The organism is Methanomassiliicoccus sp., from assembly GCA_033485155.1.
Lineage (GTDB): Archaea > Thermoplasmatota > Thermoplasmata > Methanomassiliicoccales > Methanomassiliicoccaceae > UBA6.
On record JAWQJJ010000009.1, the window covers coordinates 1 to 21,078 of the forward strand.

Annotated in this window: 25 protein-coding genes and 4 tRNA genes; 16 read left to right on the forward strand and 13 right to left on the reverse strand. The window is 57.5% G+C overall.

Annotated elements, in window-relative coordinates; translation table 11 throughout:
• Window positions 1-571: 571 nt before the first annotated feature.
• Window positions 572-820, forward strand: a complete 249-nt coding sequence (locus SA339_11985; protein MDW5563935.1) for a hypothetical protein — start codon at window positions 572-574, stop codon at window positions 818-820.
• Window positions 821-823: 3 nt separating this feature from the next.
• Here SA339_11985 and SA339_11990 read toward each other — a convergent pair.
• Window positions 824-898 (reverse strand) — tRNA-Arg (locus SA339_11990).
• A 191-nt stretch (window positions 899-1,089) separates the two neighbouring features.
• Here SA339_11990 and SA339_11995 point away from each other — a divergent pair.
• Both SA339_11995 and hypE read left to right on the forward strand, forming a co-directional pair.
• Window positions 1,090-1,419, forward strand: a complete 330-nt coding sequence (locus SA339_11995) for an HNH endonuclease (protein MDW5563936.1) — start codon at window positions 1,090-1,092, stop codon at window positions 1,417-1,419.
• 130 nt (window positions 1,420-1,549) lie between these two features.
• Window positions 1,550-2,596, forward strand: a complete 1,047-nt coding sequence (gene hypE / locus SA339_12000; GenBank protein ID MDW5563937.1) for a hydrogenase expression/formation protein HypE — start codon at window positions 1,550-1,552, stop codon at window positions 2,594-2,596.
• On the opposite strand, the gene SA339_12005 is transcribed toward hypE, so the two are convergent.
• Window positions 2,597-3,187 (reverse strand): VIT1/CCC1 transporter family protein, encoded by a 591-nt coding sequence (locus SA339_12005; GenBank protein ID MDW5563938.1) that lies wholly within the window; start codon window positions 3,185-3,187, stop codon window positions 2,597-2,599.
• Between the two features lie 191 nt (window positions 3,188-3,378).
• Between SA339_12005 and SA339_12010 the strand changes: the two genes are divergently transcribed.
• Window positions 3,379-3,451, forward strand: a tRNA-Val gene (locus tag SA339_12010).
• 332 nt (window positions 3,452-3,783) lie between these two features.
• On the opposite strand, the gene SA339_12015 is transcribed toward SA339_12010, so the two are convergent.
• The gene (locus tag SA339_12015; GenBank protein MDW5563939.1) at window positions 3,784-4,074 is read right to left on the reverse strand and encodes a hypothetical protein; all 291 of its coding nucleotides are present in this window, start codon (window positions 4,072-4,074) and stop codon (window positions 3,784-3,786) included.
• A gap of 138 nt (window positions 4,075-4,212) precedes the next feature.
• On the opposite strand from SA339_12015, the gene SA339_12020 reads away from it, so the two are divergent.
• Window positions 4,213-4,464, forward strand: a complete 252-nt coding sequence (locus SA339_12020) for a hypothetical protein (GenBank protein MDW5563940.1) — start codon at window positions 4,213-4,215, stop codon at window positions 4,462-4,464.
• 228 nt (window positions 4,465-4,692) lie between these two features.
• Here the strand turns inward: SA339_12020 and SA339_12025 are convergent, their stop codons facing one another.
• Complete coding sequence (locus SA339_12025; GenBank protein ID MDW5563941.1) at window positions 4,693-5,517, reverse strand: methyltransferase domain-containing protein; 825 nt, start codon at window positions 5,515-5,517, stop codon at window positions 4,693-4,695.
• 111 nt (window positions 5,518-5,628) lie between these two features.
• A complete protein-coding gene (locus tag SA339_12030) occupies window positions 5,629-6,390 on the reverse strand; it encodes an ABC transporter ATP-binding protein (protein MDW5563942.1) in 762 nt (253 codons plus the stop codon).
• A gap of 289 nt (window positions 6,391-6,679) precedes the next feature.
• On the opposite strand from SA339_12030, the gene SA339_12035 reads away from it, so the two are divergent.
• From SA339_12035 to SA339_12045, 3 genes are read left to right on the forward strand one after another with little or no spacing between them, the layout of a single operon-like run.
• On the forward strand, window positions 6,680-8,113 hold the full coding sequence (locus SA339_12035) for a dockerin type I domain-containing protein (GenBank protein MDW5563943.1): 1,434 nt from the start codon (window positions 6,680-6,682) through the stop codon (window positions 8,111-8,113).
• A gap of 39 nt (window positions 8,114-8,152) precedes the next feature.
• Window positions 8,153-8,935, forward strand: a complete 783-nt coding sequence (locus SA339_12040; protein MDW5563944.1) for a class I SAM-dependent methyltransferase — start codon at window positions 8,153-8,155, stop codon at window positions 8,933-8,935.
• Window positions 8,920-10,014, forward strand: a complete 1,095-nt coding sequence (locus tag SA339_12045; GenBank protein MDW5563945.1) for an iron ABC transporter permease — start codon at window positions 8,920-8,922, stop codon at window positions 10,012-10,014. The genes SA339_12040 and SA339_12045 overlap by 16 nt, the downstream gene beginning before the upstream one ends.
• Before the next feature lie 122 nt (window positions 10,015-10,136).
• On the opposite strand, the gene SA339_12050 is transcribed toward SA339_12045, so the two are convergent.
• Window positions 10,137-10,370, reverse strand: a complete 234-nt coding sequence (locus tag SA339_12050) for a DUF2164 domain-containing protein (protein MDW5563946.1) — start codon at window positions 10,368-10,370, stop codon at window positions 10,137-10,139.
• Between the two features lie 390 nt (window positions 10,371-10,760).
• On the opposite strand from SA339_12050, the gene SA339_12055 reads away from it, so the two are divergent.
• The gene (locus SA339_12055; protein ID MDW5563947.1) at window positions 10,761-11,408 is read left to right on the forward strand and encodes a hypothetical protein; all 648 of its coding nucleotides are present in this window, start codon (window positions 10,761-10,763) and stop codon (window positions 11,406-11,408) included.
• A 52-nt stretch (window positions 11,409-11,460) separates the two neighbouring features.
• Here the strand turns inward: SA339_12055 and SA339_12060 are convergent, their stop codons facing one another.
• The gene (locus SA339_12060; GenBank protein ID MDW5563948.1) at window positions 11,461-12,090 is read right to left on the reverse strand and encodes a DedA family protein; all 630 of its coding nucleotides are present in this window, start codon (window positions 12,088-12,090) and stop codon (window positions 11,461-11,463) included.
• A 122-nt stretch (window positions 12,091-12,212) separates the two neighbouring features.
• Between SA339_12060 and SA339_12065 the strand changes: the two genes are divergently transcribed.
• Window positions 12,213-13,418, forward strand: a complete 1,206-nt coding sequence (locus SA339_12065; GenBank protein MDW5563949.1) for a DUF1015 domain-containing protein — start codon at window positions 12,213-12,215, stop codon at window positions 13,416-13,418.
• A 40-nt stretch (window positions 13,419-13,458) separates the two neighbouring features.
• Here SA339_12065 and SA339_12070 read toward each other — a convergent pair whose 3' ends face one another.
• From SA339_12070 to SA339_12085, 4 genes are all read right to left on the reverse strand, one after another.
• A complete protein-coding gene (locus SA339_12070; protein ID MDW5563950.1) occupies window positions 13,459-15,072 on the reverse strand; it encodes an Ig-like domain-containing protein in 1,614 nt (537 codons plus the stop codon).
• 84 nt (window positions 15,073-15,156) lie between these two features.
• Window positions 15,157-15,231, reverse strand: a tRNA-Thr gene (locus SA339_12075).
• A gap of 69 nt (window positions 15,232-15,300) precedes the next feature.
• On the reverse strand, window positions 15,301-15,654 hold the full coding sequence (locus SA339_12080; GenBank protein ID MDW5563951.1) for a hypothetical protein: 354 nt from the start codon (window positions 15,652-15,654) through the stop codon (window positions 15,301-15,303).
• Window positions 15,655-15,683: 29 nt separating this feature from the next.
• Window positions 15,684-16,175 (reverse strand): GNAT family N-acetyltransferase, encoded by a 492-nt coding sequence (locus SA339_12085; GenBank protein ID MDW5563952.1) that lies wholly within the window; start codon window positions 16,173-16,175, stop codon window positions 15,684-15,686.
• Between the two features lie 93 nt (window positions 16,176-16,268).
• Between SA339_12085 and rqcH the strand changes: the two genes are divergently transcribed.
• The gene (gene rqcH, locus SA339_12090) at window positions 16,269-18,218 is read left to right on the forward strand and encodes a ribosome rescue protein RqcH (GenBank protein ID MDW5563953.1); all 1,950 of its coding nucleotides are present in this window, start codon (window positions 16,269-16,271) and stop codon (window positions 18,216-18,218) included.
• Here the strand turns inward: rqcH and SA339_12095 are convergent.
• On the reverse strand, window positions 18,206-19,165 hold the full coding sequence (locus SA339_12095; GenBank protein MDW5563954.1) for a prenyltransferase/squalene oxidase repeat-containing protein: 960 nt from the start codon (window positions 19,163-19,165) through the stop codon (window positions 18,206-18,208). The two genes, rqcH and SA339_12095, sit on opposite strands and share 13 nt — an antisense overlap.
• Window positions 19,166-19,216: 51 nt before the next feature.
• Window positions 19,217-19,290, reverse strand: a tRNA-Arg gene (locus SA339_12100).
• Between the two features lie 187 nt (window positions 19,291-19,477).
• Between SA339_12100 and SA339_12105 the strand changes: the two genes are divergently transcribed.
• From SA339_12105 to SA339_12125, 5 genes are all read left to right on the forward strand, one after another.
• Entirely contained in the window at window positions 19,478-19,726 is a 249-nt protein-coding gene (locus tag SA339_12105) for a hypothetical protein (GenBank protein ID MDW5563955.1), read from the forward strand.
• Window positions 19,727-19,791: 65 nt separating this feature from the next.
• Window positions 19,792-20,061: a hypothetical protein gene (locus SA339_12110; protein ID MDW5563956.1), complete on the forward strand. Its 270-nt coding sequence runs from the start codon at window positions 19,792-19,794 to the stop codon at window positions 20,059-20,061.
• Complete coding sequence (locus SA339_12115; protein ID MDW5563957.1) at window positions 20,058-20,300, forward strand: hypothetical protein; 243 nt, start codon at window positions 20,058-20,060, stop codon at window positions 20,298-20,300. The genes SA339_12110 and SA339_12115 overlap by 4 nt, the downstream gene beginning before the upstream one ends.
• 112 nt (window positions 20,301-20,412) lie before the next feature.
• Window positions 20,413-20,889 (forward strand): hypothetical protein, encoded by a 477-nt coding sequence (locus tag SA339_12120; protein ID MDW5563958.1) that lies wholly within the window; start codon window positions 20,413-20,415, stop codon window positions 20,887-20,889.
• Window positions 20,886-21,062: a hypothetical protein gene (locus SA339_12125; GenBank protein ID MDW5563959.1), complete on the forward strand. Its 177-nt coding sequence runs from the start codon at window positions 20,886-20,888 to the stop codon at window positions 21,060-21,062. The genes SA339_12120 and SA339_12125 overlap by 4 nt, the downstream gene beginning before the upstream one ends.
• Window positions 21,063-21,078 lie beyond the last annotated feature (16 nt).

The window sequence follows — 21,078 nt, forward strand, 5'->3', positions numbered from 1 at the left end:
ATCCTTGATCCATGCGTCCTTGTGAATAGATGCGGTTGTCTCCATTTTGTTCACGGCCTACTCACAGGACCCGCAACGATAAGGCTTGTCCAACTTTAACAGTGTTAAAAACTATAGTGGTGAGTTACGAGCGGGATCGCCGAATCGATATAAATTCTGGCGCCTTTTGTGATCTCATTGCCGAAAAACGGCCATTAATTCTAACTCTTCATAATAACCAGTCGTTTATCATGGACTAGTCCGCTCTTCAAACTAGTGAGGACAATCCGAGTGTGGTCCACGGTGACAATTATAGACATGGGCATAAGGAGATCAAAGCGGCGCTCGAGGAGTTCAAGAAGAATTTCAAGTATGGACTGGTAGCAGCCTATAAGAAGCTCACAGCGCTGGCCGACAAAATGCCTGCAAGCCCGGCGCTGTGCACAGCTGGAAGACCAGACTCAATCCACTAAGGAAGCGGAGAAGAGGTCGATCAACTCAGCCCTCAGTGGTTCTAGATTAAGGGTTATCGCAATTTTCTGAGCCGGATGGCCTAAAAAAGGTCAAAAAGAAGGTCGAGGAGCTCTCTGGTGTGGAGTTCAAAATCAAGGACTTTAGGCCGACACTGACATCGATCACCGTGAACGAGGACATGAGCCGTCTTCCCGCCATGTCCGCGCAGTTGAGGCACAACAGCCTAGCCACGACGCAGCGGCCCTACTACAGGATGCAGCAGGGCGTCGCCGGTAAGCAGCTCCGGGACTCATGGAAAGAGAGCCCGGTAATAGCAACACGGAAGCCCGTTATTGAAAATAAATGGAACCTATCTGGCCATAGATAGGAGCGGGCCCGGGGGGATTCGAACCCCCGTCATCGGCTTCGAAGGCCGAAAGGATAATCCAGGCTACCCCACGAGCCCTTGGTCAGGCCTCCGTGGCCTCACCTGGTCTGGACCAGGGAATCCAGAGATATAATTCTATCCCCCTGTCCGGCCCCTTTTTTCCCTTGAAGGTGACGATCTCCGTCCAGCCAATTATCACTCCAATATGATATTATTTATCCAGGCACCGCTATGTGCCCTCGTACGTGGTATAAGAGGGAAGCTGTACCATGGAGGCAGAGCACGAGGGGATGGTGCTTCTGGATAGGATACTGGAGAGCAATCCCACCTGGTCTCCGAGAGGCAGCCGGGTGGACCCTTACATGGGCGTCGACGAATGGATCAGGAGCTGGATGTGGCGACATATCCGCAATTATGTCCTGCAGCGTGACGGACACACCTGCCAGATATGCGGGGATGATGCCCATGAGGTCCAGGTGCACCACATTGTATGGAAAAGCCATAATGGCTCAGACCATCCCAAGAACCTGATGGTGGTCTGTGAAAACTGCCATAGGCAGATCCACGCCAAGCAATTGCCACTGAACATGCTGCAGTGAGATGAGGGACGACGGACCAGCAATTCCCTTCCCGACCGTTCCAGGTCATCTTCGCTCGACCCGGCATCGTTCCGTCGGACGAGGGCACCGCTAGCAAGGTTTTAAACTGGATATCGAGAATCACCGGGCCATGAAGAGGGTTACCATGGGCGACGGGGCCGGAGGAGAGCTTATGCACGAGCTCCTGTCGCTCCACATCATTCCGTTCCTGCCACAGTTCCCTACCGAGGTTCCACTGCGGTCCTTCGACGATTCGGCGGTCGTGGACGACGTGGTCTTTACCACCGATGGCCACACCGTGAAGCCGCTGTTCTTCCCAGGCGGGGACATCGGATCCCTGGCTGTGTGCGGCACGGTCAACGACATCTCAGTCATGGGCGCTACGCCCCTCGCCATGGCCCTCTCGATGATCCTTGAGGAGGGATTGGAGGTCGAAACCCTAGAGAAGGTTGTTAAGTCGATCGGCCAGTACTCCGAACTGGCCAACGTCCCGGTGGTCACCGGGGACACCAAGGTCGTCGAATCGGGCGCCGTCGATGGCATGGTGGTCACTACCTCAGCCGTAGGGAAGCGGAGCGCGTACATGGACCATAATCTCAAGGTCGCCCGGGACTACCGGGCAGTGACCTCTAACTGGCTCACCGACGACAACATTCGCGACGGCGACACTATCATCGTCTCCGGGACGCTCGGTGACCACGGTATCGCCCTGCTGTCGTTCCGCGAGGGCTATGGTTTCGAGACCGAGGTCAAGAGCGACACCGCGCCCCTGAACCGCATTATCGAAGAGGTGCTGAAGGTCGGTGGGGCGGTGAGCATGAAAGACCCCACTCGCGGAGGGTTCGCCAATGCCATCAACGAGTGGTCCTCCAAGTCCGGGGTCGGAGTAGAGATCGAGGAGGCGGCCGTGCCCATATCTGAGCCGGTCAGGAACGCCTGCGAACTCCTGGGCCTCGATCCCATGACCATAGGGAACGAGGGGAAGGTCGTCATCGGCTGCGTGCCGGAGATGGCCGAGGACATCGTCAAAGTGCTCCGGAAGAATCCCCTGGGCAAGAACGCCGCCATCGTGGGGAAGGCCACCAAGAAGTACGAGCGGGTCGTGCTCCGCACCGAGGTCGGCGGAAGGCGCATCCTCGAACCTCCGGTTGGCGACCCAGTGCCCCGCATCTGCTGATCACAGCATCGACTCGATGAAGTAGCACAGCAGGAACGCCCCGAGGCCGGCCACGGCCATTCGGGTGCCCTGGATCCACGGGTTGCGCTCCCCCGCCCGGCCCATGGCCGCCCCCACCACGAATAGTATCGTGATTGCCAGTCCCAGGCTGACATACGCTGCCAGCTGGATGTCTTTCTCTCCGACCATCAGGAAAGGGGTCAGGGTGATGGCTCCGGAGATTATTGGGGCGGTGAAGTTGACCACCGCCACGATCATGATCGTCAGCTTGGAGATGCTGTGAAGGTGGGTGTCCTCAAGGGAGGTCAGCATGGCGCGCTCCATCTCCCGCATTTTGATCGATTGCTCCATGCTCTCCGCCTCGAACACACTGATGCCCGTGGAGATCCCGAGCGCCACGCTGCTGGTGATGATGGTCACGATGACCGTCCTAAGGTTAGGCTCGCTGGAGAACGCGGAAGCTATCAGGATACCTAATATGACGAATGTGGAATCGAACATCGTGTTGACGAAGAACCGGCGCATGGTGGGGCCGGTCTCCGGCTCATCCAACACCGCTCTGATCTTCGTGGCCAGGCTTTGAGTTACCAATTGAGATTACCGAGCCTACCAATGAGGTGGAGGCATATCACCGTTTCGTATGTGTCCCATTTTCATCCACGGGATACGAATTAGGGCTCCGGCCGGGAGCTAGAACCTCGATAGGAGCCTTGAAGGCTGCTTATCTGCCCTTGCGTCAGAAGCTATCTTTTAATACCCTCTCTTCATTCAGAGCCAAGCACGGGCTCATGGTCTAGCGGTTATGACGTTGCCCTTACACGGCGAAGGTCGCCGGTTCAAATCCGGCTGAGCCCACTCCAACTATCTGGTTTTTTTCAGAAATGCGGACGTGAAGTTATCTGGGGGAAAGAGATCGTGCCTCAGGCTCGAACGCTTATCCCAGGATTAAAAAGTAGGCTGGGGACGGCGTTCTACCAGAGGTTCGAAAAATATTGCCATCCAGGGCTTGCGGCAGTTATGAGTCAAAAATCAACTTTTACACTATCAGGCTCAACAGATGCGTCGTCATGCATTCAGAAGCACCATCTGGCATTTGTAAAAAATGTCGAAGTTCGTTATAAATACTAGCTTTGATGTCGGAATGTAGCTAGGAGAATTCGAAGACTTTTTTTCCAGGTCGACAGCTTTCAGGTCGCTAGTATCCGCTCGATCTCCAAGAGCTTCTTAGAGACCGTCTTACCCTTGGCGGTCAGCCAGTAGCGGTAGATACGCTTGGGTGTGGTCTGGTATTCGACCTTTACCAACCCGGCCTGTTCGAGGGCGGCCATGGTATCGTGGAGGCGATAGTGGTTCCCGATTACCGTCTTCAGGTCGACGTTTTTAGCCTCGCCGTGGTCGTGAAGATACCGGAGCACGCCAGAGACGCCCTCCCGGTTCATGATCGATTCGTAGTTTTTGGAACCTTTATCCTCTTTCATTTTAAACAGGATAAAGCAAACAGGGCATATTAGCTATTCTATTTCCTATTTCATATCTAACAGGACAAAGGATATTTATCCTACTTCGTTATTCTTTTGATTAGTCCCTGACGCCAAGCGTCTGGAAGGAGCGGTACCATGACAAACGGTGTAAGGAAGATTGAGAACCCCAGGCTAGGAGAGAAGATGCGGATGTCCAAGAAGAAGGGACATGCTAGCGCCCGTGACCCCAGGCTGAAGAGCAAGCCGGGGCTGCTGTCCTGCGAGATCATCGTGCGGAAGTCGAAGAACGTCAAGATTGACCAGAAGAAGCTGGACGAGGTCCTGGACCGGAAGTGGCAGGAGACCTTCGAGGAGGTATCGGCCCTCGTTGAACGGCCCCTACTGTAGACCGGATCTCAGGCAGGCCGGTCAAGAACGAAGAGGAGCGCGCTCCTGTCCCTGAGCTCTGACGGCGGTGATGGGATTCGGAGCCCAGTTGCTCCGCTCATGTGCCCATGATTTGGTGGATATGTTCACGGCAATCTCAACCACTCAGTACCAACGCCGTTGGCCTCCTCATCATGCTCATGACGATTGGTCGAAGGATGCCTGTCGCTTGACGTTTGGTGCCCAGACCTATGTGTTCACTGGAGCCCAGGTCATGACCGCCAGGATCTTTCTTCCATGCATGTGAAAGATGCCATTGTGGCTTTGATCGAGGATATAATCATTGATGATGGCTTTTTTCTCCTCGGTCATCATCGTAAATATCTCGAAGTAGGCCTGGAAATTGGCAATGACGACGTTGGCATCGGCGACCATGTCGAAGGATGCGGAAATGTGTTTCAGATCTGGTCGCTGACCATCCTCCAGGAGGATGTTAAACGGGTACTTGATATCATATGCGTGTGATGGACGGAATTCACCGACCACTCGTTCCCAGAGGTCGTTCCTCGTCTTCATCTCGTCCCCCAGTGCAGCGGTGATATAGCAGCAATCCCTCTTGGATGCGGCACCCATTTTCATCAAGCCTTCAGCATTACGCACCGCAGGGGAAAGGGCGCTGAGCACTAAATCGAACTCACCCGTGCTAAGGTCCTCCCATCTGCCCACAATCCCTTCGACGTTCGTCATACGCTGGGCGGAAGATTTCCTAGTCATTTCGACGATCATGCCATGGGCTGAGTCCAGACCAAGCACATGACGGGAATGTCGTGCCAGAGGAATTGTGTAGGTGCCCGGGCCGCACCCGATGTCGAGAACAGAATCGGTCGAACGCAATCTCCCCTCTCGGACCAGGTGGTCAATGACCGCCTGGTACAGGCGGGTATCGGCCTCTGAATCCCGACCATACTGGGCCGCACAAATGCTCCAGTATCGCTCCCATCTGCTTTCGTTCTCTGGCGTGACCTTTAAGGGCGATAGCCGATGCGCCCTGGCCCATTCTTCCTTCCACGACATTACCTCACCTGACCGAATATGCAGATTTTTATACGATGAGATGACGGATCATGATTCTCTCGAAATTCAACTAGGGGATCTTGTTGGTCCTAGATGAGCAAGGTGCGATGGTCACATTATCAATATTCTCTCCCTGCCATGAATGGTGTCCACCACCGAATCGACACCGTAAGCAACCTTGATATTGCCGGGATTGAGGACTTCTTCCTTCCTCCCAGCAGCCAAAACCTTGCCTTCATGCAGAAGGACAATCTTATCGCAGAATCGCATTGCCAGGTCAAGATCATGCACCACCGCGCAAGCTCCGATGTTCTTGGTCCTAACCTGCTCATGAATGGTTCGCATGACATCGATCTGGTATTTTACATCCAGATTGCTCGTTGGCTCATCCAGGAGGAGCATTCTGACCTCCTGCGCTATTGCCCGAGCCATCAACACCCTTTGTGCCTGGCCGCTGCTCAGCCGATCGAACCTCTGTGACGAAAGATGTTTGACATCCATCTCCTCCATGGCCTGCCACGCCATCTCCTTGTCCTTCTCGCCGAACTCCCATGTCACATGTGGCCGTCTGCCCATCAGAACGACCTCATACACGGTTGGGGTGCACGTCTCTTTCGTCAGGTGCTGTGGAACGTACCCTAGCCTCTTCGATAGTTCGATCCTGCTCATCTTCTGGATTTCCTCCCCATCCATGGCCATGGTGCCTTGCTTAGGGGTCAGAAAACCATTGATGCATCTCAGTAGGGTCGTCTTCCCTGAACCGTTGGGACCGAGGATGCCAAGGATCTCTCCTGGATAAGCATCCAAGCATACATCCCTCAGTACCTCGGTGCTGCCATAATTAAAAACCACGTGGTCGATCCTCAGTCGCATACACACCGAAAAACGCTTTTTATAGTATATAACTATTTCTCATTTTTATTTCTAAATCTGATTCTATATATTGATATCATATGCATAATGAGCACCCTATCATTCCATAATAATTTCAATCATCAATGATGATTAATAAATATCTGGCTTAGCATTTCCATATGCACAAAGCGCATTCGGGCAATCATTTTCAACTTTAATAAAGGTATTTCGAAAACTGATAATCAGAGCAATATTATCCATTTGTTGCAGGTTAAATATTAATACGAACTATGAATTCGTGCTACACATGAATCAGAAGGTCATTGCGCTCACTATCGCGGGCATCATTGTCATTGCCGGGGTGGTCGGTGCATTATTACTGACACAGAACAACGCAAAGGCTGAGGTGAACCTGACATCTGTCGCGCTGGACATATATGGGAACGCGGACGGCGATTCGAACATTGATGAGGCCGACGCGAAGCTGGTGGAGAACTACATCAGCGCCTCGTCGACCAGCAACAGCACGGAGATGGCGAAATTTGAGGCAGATAACCATTTCAATTCCAAACTGGCCGATGCCAATAAGGATGGTAAGATCGATGGGGCAGATGCTACCCAGATACGAGCGGTGGTTAACAAGGACGCTGATACGCTCTGGTTCGTGGACGGGGCTGGTGCTGACAGGAGCGTCAGTTTGAACATCTCCAGAATTGGCGCCGAGTACTATGCTAACACCGAGCTGTGCCTCATTCTTGGACTGGCGGACAAGATCGTGGCGGTGGATAACGCTCCCTATGTTTACAAGGACTTCTACTTCACCGCAACACAGCAGGCTAACATCACGAATCTCGTGAATATGAACACACCCGACTACGCCTTCGTTAACGATCTGGACCTTGACGTCCTGCTCACATTCTATACCAACAGCTACGATGTCAAGCAGACCAAGCTCATCGGGACTGATGTAATCTATCTCGGCCTCTACAACCCTGACATGGCCAACGCCGAGGGATCGAACTTCATCCAGGGCATTCTGAAGGCAGGGTACATCTTCGGCGCCGTAGATCGCGCGGAGGAGTATGCGGCCTGGATCCTTGAGACGCGCAATAAGTTGGCCGATATTGCCAACTCCATCCCAGAGGATGAGAAGCCCACGGTCCTCATGAGCAATTACCCTAACTCCTACTTCATCAACCCTGACACCAAGACCGCGACAGTGTACTGCTTCACCGATCCGCTGGGACAGGCTTGTCTCCTGGGAGGAGGTAAGAACGTCGGTGCATCGTTGTACGGGGGCGAGTACAATAACAGCCTCTCCAAGGTGTCCCAGGTGGACGCGCTGTTCAACGATGACAATTCCACCACCATCGATTACATCTTCCTGCACATGGTGAAGTACACATATGCAGGAACGGTTGTGGCTGGCGTTCCTGAACATGGATATCTGGCTCAGAACGAATCGGAGGTGGCGGCATCCTGGGAGAGTGCGACCTCAAGCAGCCACACTCTGCTGGTGGACACAGACCCTAATGACCTCTACCTAATAGCAGGGGACTTCAGGAATGGGCCGACCGGGGCGGTGCTGCTCGGGGCGTACATCGGCAAGATCATCAATCCGAGCCACTACACCAGTATCGACCCGATCGCCCTCCATAACTACTACATAAACCACTTCCTGGGGATCGCAGACTACGACGTTTCGACCGATGGTGTGTTCATGTACCATCCGGTCGCGTGAGGGGGTCCCCCTTTTTATTTTTATCATGGAGGCGAAGATATGGACTGGGCTGGGAGATGGGCAACGTCGATCAGAGCGACCTCACGCGAGAGGCTTAATTCGGGCTTGTTTTGGGACCGCCGTGTCAACATCACCGGACCCAGCCCGTTCTTGAGGGCGATGACCTCCGATCAGATCAAGATCATAGCGCCATCCCCGCATCATAATATTTTGGAGATCGGCCCTGGAAACGGAAGACTGACCATTCCTCTGGCCCAGCTATCGGCGAGCGTGACTTCGATCGACCCTTCTCCGCTTATGCTGCGATCATTGAGTGAGAGGGCAAGGGAGGAGGGCCTGACCAACCTGAGGCTGATCAACGACTGCTGGGAGAACGTGGATGTGGCTGGGATGGGAAGGTTCGACAAGATCGTGTCCTCTTTCTCCATATTCATGCTCGATATTGAAGAGCAGATAAGGAGAATGGACTCGATCGCCGACAAGGTGTACCTGTTCGTCCCTGCGGATCTCAGGATACCATTCGCCGTCCAGGAGATCCTGTTTGGCCGGATCGTGGTCGAACACACCGATTTTGAAATCCTCTCCAACATCGCTGAGGACCTTGGACTCAAGCCGATCACATTCACCATGGATTATCCTGAAAGGGCCTGCTTCGATAACCTCGAGGTCGCCATGGAGCATTACTTCGATTTCTATGGCGTCCCCGATGAGAAGAAGGAGCTGGTGGCTGAAAATCTGAGATCGACCATCCTTCAGAAGGGTGGGCAATTTACAACGAACGGCTCTCGGAATGTTGGGGTCATATGGTGGCAGAACAGCTGAAGGTAAGATTGTTCGGTTCTGCCGAGGTGGACCTCGACAAGGACAGGATCAGAAAGGTCAACGTCAAGAGAATCGCTATCATCGCAGCTCTGGCAGTACTGATGACGGGCCTTATGGCATACTCGGTCACCATAGGTTCGACAACGATCACTCCTTTGCAGGTATACGAGGTTCTTTTAAACCAGGCCATACCTGGCTTGTTCAACATTCCCTACAAGACCGAACAGATCGTCCTTCAGGTGTATGCTCCCCGGGTCCTCATGGCCACCTTCGTCGGGGCGATCCTAGCCATCGCCGGATGTCTTATCCAGACTATCATGAAGAACCCGCTGGCGACCCCTTACACCCTTGGGGTTTCCGGGAGCGCGGCCTTTGGGGCATCCCTATCAATCATCATGGGCATATCTGCGGCAGTGGGGACGTTGGGGACCATAATCAATGCGTTCCTGTTCTCCCTCATACCGGCAGGAGTCATTCTGGCCACCTCTGCACGACGGAACGTCATGCCCAGCACCTTGATACTAGTGGGCATATCGATATCCTACATCTTCACCGCGGCAACCACGATTATGCAGTATTTCGGTGCGGCGGACGCGGTCAAGTCCGCCCTGTTCTGGTCGGTGGGAGACCTCAACAACGCCTCGCTTTGGCAGGTGCCGTACGTTCTGGTCATGCTCATCGCGGTGCTTGTAGGAATGATGTGGTTTGTGAAGGACATCAACATCATGAGGATGGGCGATGACACTGCCCTCTCTCTTGGCGTGAGTGTGAGGAACGTGAGATTGGCCTCCATTCTCATCGCCTGCTTCTCCACGGCAGTGGTGGTCAGTTTCACCGGCGCCATCGGATTCGTCTGCCTTTTAGCCCCTCATATCTCCAGGATGCTTGTGGGCAGCGACCTCAAGTACCTGTTCCCGGCCTCCGCCATCACTGGTGCGCTGCTCCTGTCATCCGCAGATGTCATCGCCAAGGATCTCATCAACCCCGTCATGCTGCCAGTAGGGGCGATAACGGCGCTTATCGGAGGTCCTTTGCTGATCTATCTGCTATTAACTAAACGGGACGCTATGGTAATCTGATGGCCCGACCTCCGCCTAATGAGATGGCGCTGCCCGCCAAACTGACGGGTGTTGCTCGTCCCGAGGTCCTGGATCATCCCATCCGTACCCTGAACGAAGTCCGTACGCAGTGGCCGAGGGCACTATCTCTGGATTTCCAGCATCTCCTCGAGCCTTTCGCTCATGTAACCGTATGCGTCGTTAACGCCTTTGTTGTAGAACTCAGGGGCGATCTTATCGGCAATGAAATTCAGCAACAGACCGGCGGCCAGGTCTCCGATCTCCTCCTCCCGTTCCTTCAGGAAGTATCTTTTGATCTCCGAGACCATGACATCCCTCTTCTCCTTGCTCAGTGTAAGTTTCTCGTCCTTCTTCATCAGCTCTGCATTCCCCTCTTGGTTCTTATATGGAAGCGGCACGGCAAAGGAGATGTCTCGACCACAATGGCCCAATAAGTGGTGATGGAGTAGTAAATCTCGAGATGAGGAGGGCCCCGCGGAGTTACGGAACGGTACCGACGGCAAGGTGCCGGGGTTCCTTCTTGCGTGGGCACCGGCCTCAGCGGCGAGGTCCTCGTCCTCAGTTCGGACTTCGCGGAAACGCGCGGCAGCTCAGGGAAGTGATGGAAGCTTATTGCCTGAGGCCCCCGCCGACGATGTCCATTCATGGGGCAATATTCAAACATGGATTATTTTATTTCTATCAACTAAATAAAATTATACGCAAGCTGCTCCCAACATCGCCTGCCCAACGGGCAGGATAGGACCATGAGAAAGACAATGATCGTAACAACGGTGATGGTGGCCTTGGCCGTGGTGGCCGTGGCCGGGATGGCGGCCTCTCAGGCGCCATCGCAGCAGGGCCCTCAGACCGCCAGCGAGGTCGAGTTGAGGCTGGCCATGCAGCACCTGTGGGAGACCCACGTGCGTGATCTGAACGATCTCATCTTCGCCGTGGCCAACGGTGAGCAGGCGCAGGTGCAGGCGATCCTCAATAAGTCCCTGGAGCATGTGGACATGACCGCCGCCGCCCTGGAGCCGTTCTACGGCCAGCAGAACGCTGCCGCCGTGGACAATCTGCTGAGGATGCACGAGATGGGGCTTTACAGCTATATCGTTGCAGCCGAGAGCGGGGACCGGGCGGCGATGCAGGCGGCGATGGCCAACAGCACTCAGGTGATCGGCCAGGTCGCACAGTGCCTGAGCTCGCTTAACCCCAACTGGCCGTACGAGGCCGTGAGCGCCCTGCTCCAGGAGCACCTTGCCGACGCGGCCGACCTCACCCAGTTGGTGATGGACGGCAACTACGTGGCTGCGCAGAACGCTCTGGACATGGCGGTGGAGCACGCCCAGGTTATCGCCAACACAATGGCCAACGGCCTGGTGGCGCAGTTTCCTGAGGGCTTCAGCGCTTAAGCCAAACTCTTCCCTTCCTTTTTCTGATGTGCCGGCCCATTTGCGTTAAATCTTATTCCTCGCATGCCGACTCCGATCGCTGCTTCCACCGACTGTATAGAAGGTAGCCCACGACCGCACCGACCACGCCCACTAGGATGGCCACGTCCCACCCGTCAAGGGTCTCGGAGAACCGGATCCAGTACTCGCCGAGGAAGAAGCCGGCGGTGACCAGCACGGTGTTCCAGATCGACGCCCCAATGAAGGTGAAGAGAGCGAAACGCCTGATGTCCATACGGGCGATGCCCGCGGGGAAAGAAATAATCGACCGGATCCCGGGAAGGGCATGGCCGATGAGGATGCCATAGTTACCCCACTTGACGAACCAGGCGTCCGCCTTCGTCAGGCTGTCCTTCCCGAACCCCAGGTATCGGCCGTACCGGTCCAGGAACGGCCGTCCCAGCTGTCTACCCAGCATGTAGGCGATGATCGAACCCGCTGTCGCGCCCAGGGAGCCGACCACTATCACCAGGACGAAGCTGAGCTCCCCGGTCGAGGCCAGGTAGCCAGCGAAGGGCATTATGAGCTCGCTGGGTATGGGAGTGAAGATCCCCTCTATGAACATGGCCAGGAAGATGCCGAGGTAATCGGACGTGGAGATCAAGGTGAGCATCCATTGGTTGATTGTCTCTATCAGGTTCATCGGTCACGCTCGGTATGCCTTCTTTAGAATGGTAGCACATAAAGAGGTTTCGCCGTGGACCTCCACGGGGGGCAAGCGGTCGCAACCCTCTTGAACCGTGGGCTCCTTACACCATTGTTTCTATGGTCGATTTCCGTCCCTTCCGCGGCGTCCTGCCGCATTTGAGCAAGAACGAGGACATCGCCGACCGCGTGTCCCCGCCGTACGATATCATCTCCACCGAGGAGCAGGCCAAGCTGCAGGCCAAGCCATACAACATCACCCGCATCACGCTGGGAGCGATGGACGGCGGGTACGGCCCCGCCGCCGAGCTGCTCGATTCGTGGCTCTCGTCCGGCAAGCTAGCCCAGGACAAGGAGGATTGTTACTACCTCTACCGCCAGGGGTTCAAGGACGGCGAGCGGTGGCTCACCCGCAACGGCATCATCGGAGTCCTCCGCTCGGAGGGATACGAGGCGGGGAATATCATTCCCCACGAGGAGACCTTCCCCAAGGTCAAGGAGGACCGCCTCAACCTGCTGCGGGCAACGAGCACCCACTGCGAGTCGATCTTCGGATTGTATGACCGTTCGGAGGTCGACCTGGATGCGGTGGAGAAAGGCGCGACCAAGCTGTTCGAGTGCAACGACGCCTCGGGGACGAGGCATCAGCTGTACCGCATTTCCGACCGTGAAGCAGTGGACAGCATACGCGGCATGATGTCTGGCAAGAAGGTGCTCATCGCCGACGGCCATCACCGCTACGAGACCTCCTACAAGTATGCACAGGAGAACCCCGGGGACGGGCGCAAGGGATACGTGCTATGCACTATGGTCTCCTCCCAGGATACCGGCATGTTCGTCCGCCCCACTCACCGCCTGATCCGGAACCTCAAGTTCAAGGAGAACGAGTTCCTGGACGCCATGGCCAAGCACTTCTCGGTACGACAGGTGAAGGATGCCAAGGCCGCCGAGGACATCATGGATAAAGCCACCGCACCGACCTTCGGGCTGCTGTTTCCCAGCGGCCGGGCGCTGGTGGCGGAGTTCTCGGCCCCCGCCGGGGACATCCTGTGGTCCGTCGACACCTACGTCTGCCAGGAGGTTATCCTCAAGGGCATCCTGTACGCCATGCCCAAGGGCAATGAACTGGAGATCGAGTACGATCACGACGCCTCCTCGGTGGAACGCAAGATAAAGTCGGGGAAGGGCGACCTCGCCATCCTGGTCCGCGCCCCGACCCTGGACATGACCTGGAAGGTGGCCCAGAGCGGCCGGAAGATGCCGAAGAAGACCACCTATTTCTGGCCCAAGATCTGGTCGGGGTTCGTGCTCTACCGCATGAAGTGAGGCGCCGGGCGTCCTCCACGGCCCTCACTTGAAAAGGGGATTAGAGGACCTCTTCATCGTCGTCCTCGTCCTCGTTCTTCCTCCCCCGGCCCTTTTTGGAGGCGCGCTTCTGCAGGTCCTCCATGCCCCTCATCGAGCGGTACTGGGGCCTGCTCAGCTTCTTCCCCCGTCGGCCGAAGTAGTACAGGATGCCTACGATGACCACCGCCCCGATGGCCGCCAAGATGCCATAGATGGCCAGGGGGTTGGTCGGATTGACCGCCACCGAGCCCAGGGGCAGGATCTGCCCGGGCTGCAGGCTGACGGTCACGGTCTTGGCGTCGTAGCCCAGTTTGCTGAGAGTCACGTTGTGCGGTCCCGCGTGAGCCTCCAGACTGAATCCGCCGTCGCTGGCGGTGACCACGTAACTGCCGTCCTCCAGGGCCACCTTGACCCCTGACATTGGGTTGCCGTTGTTGTCCAGGACCACGCCGGAGATCGTGCCCATATCCGTTGTGGTGAAGCTCCAGCTCTCCTGGATCACGTTCCCGACCCTGTCGGTGGCGTTGAGGGTCACGTGATAGGCGGTCCCGTAAGCCAGGGCGCTGGTCGGCGTGAAGGTGAGGAGGGTGCCGTTCCAGCTCATGGACCCGGGAATGCCATCGATGGATAGACTGGTCTCCTGGACGCTCATGACCTTGGAGAAGTTGACCTCCACGGTGGTGCCGACCGGCTCCTGATCGCCGGTGGGGGTCTTGCTCACTATGGCCGGCCTTACCGTGTCGATGAGGAAGGTGACCTCGTCGATAGCGGTGTTGTTGGCCATGTCCACGGCCACGATCCTCACGGTGTGGGTACCGTCTGCGAAGTTGGTGTTGAAGTGGTTCTCCCCCGGCACCGCCGTTGTGACCCTGGCCCCATCCGTCCAGATCTGATAGCCGACGATGTTGTTGCCCGCGTCATGGCCGCTCCACACCACGGTGATATCCCCATGGTTGAACCCGGCATCGTCCCCGGGGTAGGTGATGCTGACCTCCGGCACGGTGGTGTCAACGCTGAACGCGACGACAGCGGTCGAGGTCTTGCCACCCCAGGCATGAGCTACCACGGTCACGTTGTGAGCCCCGTTGGTCACGTTCTGGAACGTCGTCGAGGTTTGGCTGGAGGGGATGGACATCGTCCAGGGATTGGAATCCAGGCGAGCATCGAAGGACACGATTCCCACGCTGCTCGAGGCCTGCCAGGTCACGGTGACGTCCGAGGTGTTGAGCCAACTGTTGGACGAGGGCGTCAGGATCCTCAGCACTGGAGCGGTGGTGTCGATATAGAACATCACCGAATCCTCGGCCCAATCGCCCACATCGTTGGTGGCCCGCACGGACACCGTGTGCCTCCCATCGGACAGGGCGGTCAGGTTCATCTGGTAGGATGTTGTAGTTAGCGCGGTGGGCTGAGAGTCGACGTAGATCTCGAATGGGTTGATTTTGTTCGCCGTATCGGTCGCGTCCCAGGTGATGACGACGTATGGTGTCTGGACGTACGTGTTCTGCTGCGGGGAGGTTATATCCAGGGTCAGTGTCCCGGTCGCCGCTACCGTCCCTGTCGACGGAGCGAGCGCCACCGATCCGCATAAGATTACAAGCACCGCTACAAGTATCGCTAACGAACGTCCCATCCCGATCCCATCCTAAATGATTTGACGGGCGTGAATCATGGTACCGAGTTATATATTTAATCCGCTAAGAATAGAAAAGTGAAGTGGAGCCACTGGAGGGAATTGAACCCTCGACCTACGCCTTACCAAGGCGTCGCTATACCACTAAGCCACAGTGGCGGATGGAGACCATCAATTCGCTTTTCGTTTATAAGGGTTTCGTCATGGCTGGCCTCAGTGGGCTGGAGGTCAACCGGCCATGGGGGTGGAGAGGATGCCCAGGGACTCGTAGCTGTAGACCTCGATGTTGCCCTTGCCCCGCCTGGTGATGCGGTGGACCATTTCGAAGTACGCCTCGTTGGGGACGATGACTGCCACATACAGTCCGTCCTTGGCCGCTTCGTTGTATTCTTCGACGGCATCGTTCCTGGCCCAACTGAGGTCAGACTCTACGAACTCCGCTCCGATGGCCCCTTCCTCGGTCAGCACGGTGATGACTCCATAGTTGTCCGGGGCGATGAGCTCATAGTCTGTCTCCAGGTTCGGCTCGTCCTCCTCCAGCTGATCTATGCGCTGCAGTATGACATCCTCGACGTCGATCAACTTGTGACGTCACGGATTCCGGGATATAACTAACCTTTTAGCTCGTCCCTAGACCCACCCACGGCGGGCCCATGACCGGGCTTGAAGAGGTGCACGAAGGTAAGGGTATCGCTATACCGCTCGCTCCGGTAGGGCTCGTAGCCCAGGCTACGATAGAACGGCCTGGTCCGTTCGTGGTCTATGCGGGTGAAAAGCTCGAATCGGGCGGCCTGGGCGAAGGTGCGCTCGATGCCGTCGATCAGCTCCCGACCGATGCCCTGCCTCCATCGGTCCGGGCGCACCACCAGACGGCCGATGTGGCATACCTCACCCTCCATCCTGCCCCGTACCGAGCCTAGGATCTCCCCGTCCTGGACATATTTCAGGAAGACCGAACCCTCGAACTCTTCCCGGAGCTCGTCCAAGGTCTGGGCCATCGGTTTGATGTTCATATCCCCCACGCGCTCCGCCTCCCCCCGGAAGGCCTGGCGCTGCAGCCTGAGTATGGCGGGAAGATCCTCAGCGGTGGCCCGGGAAATCATATCAAGGAGGTATGGTTCCGGTCCGAAAAAGGTTGTCGATGGGTCCGGGGCAGTGAGCAAAGCTTATCTTTTCACAATGGTAGAGGGGGTGCGATGAAGGATGAAATGAGCACGTTCGACGTCCTGGCCATGGTTGGGGAGATGCAGGCCCTGGTGGGCGGTTACCTCGACAAGGTCTTCCACTGGGACGTCAAGAACGTCCTCCTGAGGATCAATACCCCGGGACAGGGCAAGAAGGAGCTGGTGCTCCAGGACATGTGCTGGCTGTACATTGCCCCGGAGAAGCCGGAGACCCCGGACATGCCATCCCAGTTCGCCGTAAACCTCCGCAAGTACCTCACCAACACCCGCATCGCAGCGGTCCGCTTGAGGGAGTTCGACCGCATCGTGGTGCTGGACCTGGAGAAGGGCCCGAACCAGTATCAGCTGGTGATCGAGCTCTTCGGCGACGGCAATCTGGTGCTGGTCTCGGGCGGCAAGATCCTCAATGCTGTGCACTCCAGGAAGTGGCGCCACCGCGAGGTGCGTCCCGGTCTGGAGTATGCCTTCCCCCCCTCTCGGTTCAACCCCCTGGACATGGACGAGGGTTCCTTCCGCAAGGCGTTCCTGGGCTCCACCTCGGACGCCGTGAGGACGCTGGCCACGGCCATCAACATCGGAGGCCAGTATGCGGAGGAAACTTGCATCAGAGCGGGCGTGGACAAGGACCGCAAGGCCAAGAGCCTCTCGCCGGAGGAGGTCACCAAGCTGTACGAGGCGCTGTCCCTGCTGCTCAAGGAAGCGGCCGGTTCGCCGCGGGCGAGGGAGGTGCTGGAGAACGGCAAGCCGATCGACGTCACCCCGGTGCCCCTCATCCAGTATGCCGACCGCGAGGTCCGGGAGCACCCCACCTTCTCGGACGCGATCCATAACTACGTGCTGGAGCGCGTCCCGGTGGCCGGGGAGAAGGCGGACCCCGAGGTCCAGCGCCTGGAGCGCCAGCTGGCCCAGCAGCGGGCGGCCGTGGAATCGCAGCTGGCCGAGGCCAGGGGGTTTGCGGAGCAGGCCGAGGCCATATACTCCGACTACATGGGCACCGACGTGCTGCTGAAGCGCCTGCGGACAGCGGCCGAGGGCCTCAACTGGGAGCGGACCCGGGAGGCCCTCTCTTCCATCCCGGGCATCACCAAGGTCATTCCCGAGGAGCATGGGGTCACTGCCGTCATCGCCGGCAAGGATGTCGCCCTGGACTACACTCTGGGGGTCGAGGGCAACGCCAATGCCCTGTATCAGAGGGGCAAGGAAGCCAAGGACAAGATGCAGGGGGCGCAGGAGGCGCTCAAGGAGACAGAGAAACGACTTTCCCAGAAGGTCAAGGAGGGCGAGAGCCGCAAGCGCGAGGAGAAGCACACCGCCCGCAAGACCAAGGAGTTCTGGTTCGAGCGATATAAGTGGTTCGTGACCTCCGGCGGGCACCTCGTGCTGGGGGGCCGCGATGCTCACAGCAACGACCAGCTGGTCAAGAAGCACCTGAAGACCACCGAGCGCTTCGCCCACGCCGATGTCCACGGGGCCCCCAGCGTGGTGGTCTTCGACGGCGCCAGCGCCGGCGAGGAGGAGATGATCGAGGCCTGCACCTTCGCCCTGGCCCACTCCAAGGCATGGATGGCTGGCGCATCGGAGGGCACGGCGTACTGGGTGCTTCCGGACCAGGTCAGCAAGATGGCCCAGGCGGGGGAGTTCGTGCCCCGGGGGGCATTCGTCATCCGCGGAAAGCGCAACTACGAGTACCACCTGCCCCTCATGCTGGCAGTGGGCGAGATTGCCTACGAGGGGGAACGCAAGATCATGTGCGGCCCCCTGGGAGCGGTGGAAGCGACCTCATCCAAATACGTGGTCATCGAGCCCGGCAAGAAGGTGAGAACGAGGGCATCGGCGGTCCTGGCCAAGATGTTCGACGTCCCCGAGGAGGAGATCGCCCGCATCCTTCCACCCGGAGAGGTGGATATCACCAGGACCGAAGGCATCGAGGAGGAGCCGGAGAGGCTCGATCAGACCGAGTAACGCTTTAGCGACCGGCATAGGCCGAAATGCACCCACAGGTCGACATCCTTGCCGATGTTCTTCAGGTAGGTCAGCCTCCAGGAGCCGTCTTCCCGCTGCCGGGAGCGGAACCACTCGATGGCCTCGGCCACCGGAGGATGGTCCGCGGGAACGCCCATGGCGGAGAGAGCATCTAGGGAGGAGGCCAGGTCGGTGAACCAGAAGGGGTACGTGAACTTGGTCCAGTAGTCAGCGGCCCGGCGGTCGGGGTATCGATCTGGGCGGAAGAAGCGGGAGGCCAGCCAGTACCCGGCCTCCTGGACATCGTCCCTATGACGGTGACGCTCGCTGGCGGCCAGGGCCCGCATGACGACCCCGGTGACCATGTGGGACGATGGTTTGGTCCGATCTGGCTGCACCGGGCCGGGGCCGGATGGCCGGGGGGCGTAGAACTTCCACCCCACCGTACGCAGGGGCACCGCCCATCCCCCGTCGTCCTGCCGCATCGAGAGCAGCCAATCGAAACCTTTGCCAACCCTGGGATCGTCCTCCAGTCCGGCCCGGACCATGAGTTCCAGGACCCCCGCGGTGTAGTTGGGCGAGTATTCCGTCCCATAGATCCCCCGGAAATCGCCCTCGCCGGTCTGCAGGGAGAACATGAACTCAGTTCCCCGGGCGATGGCGGGGTGGCCGGACCGGAGGCCGTACATCTCCACCAGCTCCCCCAGCTGCCTGTATGTCTCCAGGTACTCGTAGTTCATCCATTCGTCGGCCCTTCGGCCGGGGTAGCGCCACGAGCCGTCCCCCTGCTGCTGGCGGAGGATGCGCTTGACCGCCGGCATCTCCAGGATCGAACGGTAATCGGCAGGCTGGCCATCCAGCTCATGGGCCGCCCGCAGCCTGACGGCGAGGTTGCTGGACCTGAGCAACCATGGAAGGGGATCGTACATCAGGCCGAATCGGGACATAGGTCCGATAGCGTCACGAGAAAAGATAAGGGCTTTGAGGGGGACGAGAAGCGCCCGAGCCGGGATTCGAACCCGGGTCTAAAGATCCGCAATCTCTTAGGATATCCAAGCTACCCCACTCGGGCATTCCCCTGTAATAGTTCCCCCTTTAATTCTTTTTCGCTTGTCTGAATTCACTGGTTCGGACTTCAGGGACGCGTTTTTTGCATTAGCCAATCAAGCCGCTCGTTTGACCGAAGGTACCTTCTGTGGCACCCCTTACGACGAGCCCTGCCGAAGTACCCTTAATCCCCTTCGCGCGGGGGTGATCTCTTGAGCGATCTACCCTTCAACGATTGTTGCGAGGGCTGTCAATTCATCGACGGCGACGGCAAGGAGATCGAGGCGTGCAAGGAGATGACGAAACGCTGTAAGGGTGACAGTTGCGACTCTTGCCCACCCTGTAAACGTTACGCCGCCTCTATCGGCTTCGTTGACGGTCGGTCGCTAGGGAAGATGCGGCCGAGGTCCGAGAGTGGTCTAAACCGCCCTAAGAACACGCGACAGGAGGTGTTAGCATAGGCGACACCTCAGCACACGCGGCTGCATACCTCCGGCTCGAAGCGATGGTGCGACCGCCCGTTCCCATGAAGCCGAGGACCGAGGCCGAGGAGGACCAGATAGCGCTTGAGCTTTTCATCCTCGAACATGAGGGCGAGGAGTCTCTAAGGGAATACCAAGCGAACCCGACCAAGAAGGCTCTCAAGTTCTGTGAGCTTCCATCGCATCAACGGGAGATCATCGAGCGGGCGAGGCTGAATCAGAGAGAGTTTTCCAAGCCTTCGCCTGGAACGGTCTACGCTCCCAGGCCAGCACAGGGAGCGAAGGACGAATGCCGGGGGAGGTGTTCGATATGAAGCTCTCCAAGCTGGCCAGCGTAATCGAGGCAGTCGGCGTTCATAAGGTCCGCATACGGAAGATGCATTGCGCTTTCTGTCACGACGAGGCGAGGAAGTGCCATTGCTCCAGATACAATGGACTCTGGGACCGATGCACCAAGCGCCGGTTCGCCGGTCGGGAGGAAACGAAAGTTCCCTGTCCGGATTTCATCCGGAGACCGGACGGCCAGACGTTCAATCCTTCGGAGGATGAATGATGACCGCTCACTTCCTCAACAAGATCGTGTGGCGGTTTGAACTCTTTTTCGTCCTGCCCGCCAGGCTTACGATTCGAGCGGTCCAGCGCCGATTCAAGGGGCGTGATGCTTGATGGACGAGACCGTTAGCGAAATGCCAGTAGCCTTCCCCTCGCTCAACAAGGACCCCATGAAAGACCCTTGCTATCAGGAAGCGATGGAGGTCTTCAACAGCCTGAGGCGCGAGGGCCTGGACGCGATGGAGGTCGGCAAGGTGGTTAACTTCCTCGTTATGTTGTCCAGGAAGAACATCGAGGCCGAGGCGTTGCTCGACCACAAGCCGAAGGTCCAGAGACCGGCCATGTTCGATGGTCTCGACCTCAAAGAGAGATTGCTCCTGGACGCGTGCATTCGACTGAGCAAGTTCACCGCCGTCGATGTCTTCAGACAAGTTCGGGACGAACATTCAAGGTACTTCGAGCGGAGGGGTGCGCTCCAGATCGTGCGCTGTTGTCCGTTCGTCCGTCGTGCCGGGACTCTCAACGGCTCGGTCGCTTACCTACTGACTCCTGAGACCGTAAGAGCCGCCATAGCGGAGGCGAAGGAATGAAAGAGATCATTCTCACGCACTCGGACGGGACCCAGGTCACACTGAGTAAGGACGTGGCCACCTGGACCGAGCCTAACGGTCATGTGGTCAAGGAGGACCGGCCGCTATGGCCTCCAAAGGCATACGCCGCTAGGCTAGTGCGTCAAGGCTTTCACCGGGAGGGATGGGAATGAGGCTCAACCTCTCCTC